Here is a 6760-nt window from a genome sequence, read left to right on the forward strand (position 1 = left end):
AATATTATGTATTTAATTTCCCCAAAAAAAGAATCCTCCAGTATGTCCTGTCGCCCTGTGGATATTTTTGTCAACTAATTGCATTCTTCCCGACATTTGATGATGATGCCAAATATTTCCTTTAGGTGTAACATTATATCCCGCGGCTGCATTAGCTGCTGCCACATCACCGGGCCTAGTCCCGGTGGGCTGAATGAAGACATCGTTCTTACCTCCTTTGTACAAATGATCTTTAAAGTTTGGAAAACCCGATTCATCAAAGGGAACACCTGTTTTAGGATGTACGTTTCCTGCTAATTTAGCATTTCTTAATTTTCCTAACGAACTCTTTGAGGGACCGCCGTTCCAAGGATTCTGTTCAAGGCCCTTTGCCACTTTAAACCCTTGCGCCATCCCGGTCAAGCCTCCCAACAGCATGCCCGTACCGACCTGTTGCCATCCTGCGGACAGGGACTCCCGAAAGCTCGAACCCGTAAGGGCCGCGGTCGTGGCTCCTCCGGCAAAACTACCGGCACCTCCCCCGATCGCACCACCTATCAGTCCCTTTATTGCGGCGCCATTGTTCCTTATACCATTAATGATGACACCCCCGATGTGTTTGGCCGCCAGGGCTCCCGCTCCGGCGCCAATACCCCCAGATACGGCCCCAATGGCCCCTTGGACCAGACCGTTGCCCACGCCCTGTAAAAAGCCGTCGCCTTGGGTCCAAGAGCCTACGGCCCCGGCGGTAAAGCCCGCGGCCCCGCCTACGATGACCCCTGCCAACAAAGGGCTGGCCATCCCGGCCGTAGCCACAGTGGCCACAACGGCAACGGCCACCGTAGCAACGAAGGTAATAATTTTACTGTTACGCTTGAACCAACCCCCTACGGAACGCCAGAAGGATTCTCCGCTGATATCAATATAGCCCAAGGGGTTGTTCAGCACATAGCTGTAGCGGTTATAGTTCTGCGTATTGTAAGGTTCCTGAACAAAATTGTCCGGCATCAAGAAGCGGTGCAGCATGGGATCGTACAACCTCCCGTTCATATGGATAAGCCCTACCCCGAACAGGTGCTCGTGCCCGGTATAACCACGATCGAGCACCCCGCCGCCTGCCATGCCGCCGACGATGTCGTTGCCGTCCCCATCGGTCCATTTTACGATGTTGCCCCAGGCATCGAAATGCCGTTTTTCCCGGAAACCTCCGTTCTTATCGGTAATGCCCAGGATACTGCCCAGATGGTCGCGGTGCAGGTACAGGTATTCTTCTTGGGTACCGGAGGCCGTACGCTCGGAGTGCCATATGGCGGAAGAGGAGTAGGCATCGCCCCCAATATAGGTGGTAAAACGGGTAGTCCCCTTGGTATCGTCCCAGGAGATCTCCATGCTCCCGTCCTGGGAATAGTGCCTGCGATAGGGCCGTTTTTCCATATCCTCCTCGGTACTGCCGTAAAAGGCGTTCGCCCGGTTCTCCACGGCATTGTACTGGAACCCGATACGGTCCCTGCCGGCCTCTTCGATTTCCGTAGCGCTCTTAAAGGCATTGTAAGTGATATTCTGGCTCGTATAATCGGCATAGTTTTCCGTTCCCCTGGCATTAAAACTGATCCCGTTGGGCATAAAGCTGTTACCCGCATAGGTAAAGTCGCCCATGGAGGCCAGGTTGGTGATGCGGCCCTTGTCGTCATAGGCCTGGGCATCGCCGCCCTCATTGTCCTCGATGGAAACCAAACGGTCCAGTTCGTCGAAGGTAAAGGTCTCCTCCCAATCGAAAAGGCTGTTGCTACGGTTGTTCAAAATGCCCCTTTTTACATCGAACTCGTAGGTAAGGGCCATAAGTTCAGCTGTGGTGGTACCCGATTCTCGCCGGGCCACCGATGCGGTAAGATACCCATGGGCGTCGTATTCGTTTGCCCTTTCCATACCGTTGCCCATTGTAGATGAGGTCACCTGGCCACGTGCGTTGAGCCCCTTTATTTTCCAGAGCTCCTCCCCGCTGGTAAAGTCATTGACCTGCAACAGCTGTCCATAGGCGTAGGTATTCTTTGTCTTGTTAACGCTCCTTTCCCCATTGGCCAATAACAGCGCCTCGCTCTCCTCGGCGGACACCCGGCCATAGCTGTCATAAGCGAACCTTTTGGTGAACACGGCATAGGGGGTGGTCTCCACACTGCGCTTGAGCCATTTGTAGGTATCGTCATAGTCGTATACGGTAGTTCCGCTATTGCCGTCCGCATTGGTAAGGGTGAGCGTGCGTAGCTGTTTGTCGGAGTTATAATCGTAGTCCATGGTCATGTCCGTTCCGGCATCGCCCACAATGGTCTTTCTCTCGAGCCTTCCCTCGGGAGTATATTTGTATTCGGTGAGGCCCTTTGGATTGGTCTCCTTGAGCACTTGCCCAAAACCGTTGTACTCGTAGCTATAGGTGCCCGCCGAAGGGTCGATCAGCTTGGACCTTCGCCCCCAACCGTCCTGCTCCATGCGGATGATGCTCCCACCGAAGTTGGAACTTTTCAGGTTCCCGTTCCCGTAATAGGTATAATCTATCGTACCCCCGGGATCGGTAACCTTTTTGATGTTGCCCATGGCGTCGCTCGTCACCACCTTTACCATGGTACCGTCGTCAATCGTAGTAACGAGGCCCGAATAGGTAATATTGGTAGTCTCCCCAGTATGGGCGACCACCTGTTCCGGCCTACCGTAAAGGTCGTAGGCGGTGGTGTTCCATTGCTGTGGCGAATCTCCCTTGAAGGGCTCGCTCGTTCCGGTCCGTCGATCGAGCGCGTCGTACCCATAGGCGGTATGCACCCATTCGCCCATCACGTTTTTGACGCTGCTCCTGACCATCTGGCCCAGAATATTATATTCCGCGATCATGCCACTGCCGTCCGCACCGTTCACGGTTACCTTGGGTGTATAGCTGGAATCGGTATACTCCCTCACGGTCTCCTTGCCCAGGTAGTCGGTCGTGCCCGTCAAACGGAACCAGGAATCATAGTCATAGCTGGTGGTAAGCCCGTAGGGATCGGTCTCCTTTTTCAGAGTGCCGGAGTTCACATTGTATTCATATTCGGCACTACGGCCTTCGGCATCGGTCCGTTTTACCAGGTACCTGTCCGAAGGGTCGTACGTATATCGCATGGTCCTAGGGGTTTCGCCGTCAGGGGCCATTACCTGCTCCAAGATATTGCCGGACACATCATAAGAGTAGGTCTCGGTATCGAAGGCGGTCCCGTTGCCCCTGGTCCGCTTGGTGGTGAGCAGGTTGTCGGAATAAGTATATTCCTCTTCTTTGGTATAGGTATCCCCGTCCACGGTGCTGCTGCTTTTCTTGCTAGTGGGCCTCCCGATATAATAATCGGCTCCTTCGTTGTTGTTGTAGGCCAGTTCAACCAGGCTACTCCCCTGTCCGGAATGGTCGATGGAAATCTGAACGGGGTTATTGTAAGTATCGTACCGGTATCCGCTGACGGTCACCGTTCCGCTGATCCCGTCCTGTACCGTACTGGAGGTCATGGAAAGCTTGAAGACCTTGGACGGGGAAAGTTCGGTATCATAGCGATGGTCGGTACGGATAATGTAGTCCGTGGGACTGTCTGTAAAGTTATGGAAATAGGGCACCGTATAAGAAAGGGTGGCCGCGCCCCTATGTGCGACCAGATCGTGCTTGGAGACGTTCCATTTGCGCTGGGTACCGTCGCCCTCCCATTCGGTACGGGCGAGCCCCGAAAACCCTTGGAACCCGAGTCCGTCCACGTGGGCGACCGCCCCTTGATACGAAAACCGTTTTGTTATGGGCTCGAACCCCTGGTACTGTCGGGTAATGGAGGTGACCAAATAGGTATTCTTGTCTACTTGAAGGTCCACATAGGGATAAACATGCTCGCTCAACGGGGTATAGATCGGACGGCCGTCGGATTCCAGAACGGCGGAATCCATTGGGCCATAACCTATGGTCCTAATATTCGCACCCATGCCAACGGCTCTCAAACGAACGCTATACGCGTGATTATGGGTAAAACCAAAGGAACTGATTTGATCGTTGCTAATGGTCGAAAAGGTGTAGTTGCCCTTACCTACGTCCTCGGAGGAAAGAAAAATAGGGATGGGGAAATGGCTCAATGGGCCGTTTTGGGTATTGCCAATAGCATCGTTAAAATGGACAGTGCCCCCTGTAGATGAATTATCCGTCCCACTACCGTTCATATACAACCGCACGGACTGTTTTCCGTTCTGACCGTTGTCATAGGTCGTTGTGGCATACTCCAAGATATCAGTGCGCCCGTCCCCGTTGGTGTCCGTGGGCACAAGAGTATAGGCATTGATAGCGGAACCGTTTAAATCGGATTCCTTGTAGGTAAAGGGATAGGCGGCGCTGGAAGGATCGAAATCTTTTCCGGTGGCGAAAAAGGTCACAAATCGGTTCCCATCGGCTTCGGTGGGATACATAAAATCGGTCTTCCCGTCACCGTTGTAGTCTCCCAAAATAGGGGAGTACTCCTGTTTTATAGCGGTATCCTGCGTCGTCCATAACAGTTCCAAGGACGTGTTGTCGGTCATGGAATATACATATACCTTACCTTCGGTAAACTGGAGGATGTCGGTCTTCCCGTCACCGTTGACATCGGCAGTAAAGATGTCCTCCAATGAAATGGTGGGGGACTGCAAGTTTCCAAGGGTACTGGCAAATCCGCTGGCGACCCTACGGTCCAGGTCGATAAAATGGGCAGTGGATACGTTTCTGGTAATGTTCGCGCACTCGCAGCATTCGTTGTTCGGGTCCGGGCGGCTAAAGGAGACCGAGCCATTGACCAAAAGGTCGGGACGGCCCCCGCCACAGTCCTCCCCTGGCGGCGGAAGTTCCTCGGTGCAGCTGGTATAGGAGTAGGGCTTGCTCAACGCAATGACATCGGTAAGCCCGTCGCCGTTAAAGTCCCCTGAAAGATATTCCAACTGTAACTGATAGTCGGACAACGCCTCCCCGCAGTTGTTGTTCGCCTGATAGGAAGGCGCAGTCCATGTTTTTTCATAAAGTCTTGTTGCGACCGACGAACCGCCTTGGGCATGTACCCCAAACTTGACCTTGCTGCCGGATTTTGTTACCGTCGCATAACCTTGGGAGCGTCCCATCTTATTATAACTATCTAAATAGTCCACGGCAAACATTTGCTCGAAGGGCGTTGTCCCGATCTCATAGCCAAGATTGTACCGCCCGGAGCCCAGATCTTCAAAAATCCAATATTTGTCCCGTTCGGACTTGCTTTTGGCATGCAATACCAGATCCATTTCCCCATTGCCCGTAAAGTCCAAAGGAACGACTTCAGCGTTGTTACGGTCTACATTGGCCAAGCTGATAGAGAATTCATCCGGATCTGATCCTCCGGTGACTTGGGGAACGTACTCTGAATATCCGAAAATAACGGGATCTGGAAATTGGGAAAGGTCCGCCGATCGTTCGAAGATACCACCCAATCGTTGATGGCCATGTTTTGTGGGATAGTAAGTAAAGCTGTAGGTTCGATAAATATCGCCCCCTCCGGATACATTTATATTGGAAAGTATGCTTCCCTGTTCAAAATACAGACCGCCGACGTACGACCCTTGCACCAGCTCCCTTCGTACATAACTAAAATATATCGAATTCAGGGCTGTTTCTCCCGATCGATGGCCATAGTTGATTCTGCTTATAATGATTTGGTTATAGCTTCGATCATATTCGTAGTCGATACGCACCCCTTGAGGGTTCTTCCAATAAGTAATGGCAAAATTTGTCTCCGAACGACTATTGGCGTTATCCGCGTACATGGCCACCGATCCGTCCGGATACTCCACCTTGAACTTTTCCGGTCCGAACCCCGCTCCGTAAGGGGAGGTCCCCAAGGAGGTAATCCTAAGGTTGGAATGGTACTCCGTCTCGTAAACGGCACCATTGGCGCCATAAGTTCCCGACTTTAGAATCAACCGCTGTCCGTCGAGCGCAAAACGGTCGAGCGCATCGAAATCTACGGGGTCTATGGTACCGTTATGGTACATGGTGGACGGAATTCTGGTAATGGTAGATACTCCCGTTAAATGCCAGCCATATCCGACCAGGCCATCACCACTTTGGCTATTGTACTGAATGGATAATTCTGGTACGATACCGTTGATACCCGGGGGCACGTTGATCGGATAAGAATAAACTGCGGCTCCGCTGGCGGATACCGAAAGGGAACCCATGGTCTGGGGCATGCTCCCCCCACCTCCGCCGCTGTTGGCGGCCGAGGTCGTTATCAATTGCGTACCTTCCGGTTGTGGCCCGACAAGGGATACCGTAGGGCCGCCCTGTTCGTTGATGTCGATTGGTGTCCCTTTTAAGGGGACCTCCTTATAATCGGTCTGTGCGTTGGCGCATATGGCAAAGGCCAGAGTGAACAATAGGGCAAGGGCGTTGCCCGTTACTTTGGTGTTTCGGATAAATGCTTTCATGTGGTGTTTTTTTGTATCGGTATCAGTCCTTGATTATTTTTTTGCCCACGGTGCGTCCGCTCTTGAGCCTGAAGGTGATCAGGTATACCCCGGTGGGGCGGTCGCGCAGGTCCACACTGGCCCGGGAGCCGTCCGTGTCCTGAGCGATCGGGATCTGTTTTCCGGCAAGGTCGGTAACGGTAATGTTCTCGATCAGCCCATCGTAGTCCGCGGCCCAGGTGACCGCCAGTTCGCCCTTGGTAGGGTTGGGCAGCAGTACGATGCTATCGTCGAAGGGGTCCGGTTCGTCCACCGTTTCGGGGCCTTCTTC

General features: G+C 52.9%; 2 protein-coding genes. Both read right to left on the reverse strand.

Annotated features, from left to right (window positions below; genetic code table 11):
* Positions 1–12: 12 nt before the first annotated feature.
* Positions 13–6450 (reverse strand): RHS repeat-associated core domain-containing protein, encoded by a 6438-nt coding sequence (locus ACRD7P_RS19820; RefSeq protein ID WP_430909501.1) that lies wholly within the window; start codon positions 6448–6450, stop codon positions 13–15.
* A gap of 22 nt (positions 6451–6472) precedes the next feature.
* The coding region (locus tag ACRD7P_RS19825; protein WP_430909503.1) for a T9SS type A sorting domain-containing protein at positions 6473–6760 on the reverse strand (288 nt) is incomplete at its 5' end.

It is taken from the genome of Maribacter sp. 2-571 (genome assembly GCF_050589625.1).
In the GTDB taxonomy this organism is placed as follows: domain Bacteria; phylum Bacteroidota; class Bacteroidia; order Flavobacteriales; family Flavobacteriaceae; genus Pelagihabitans.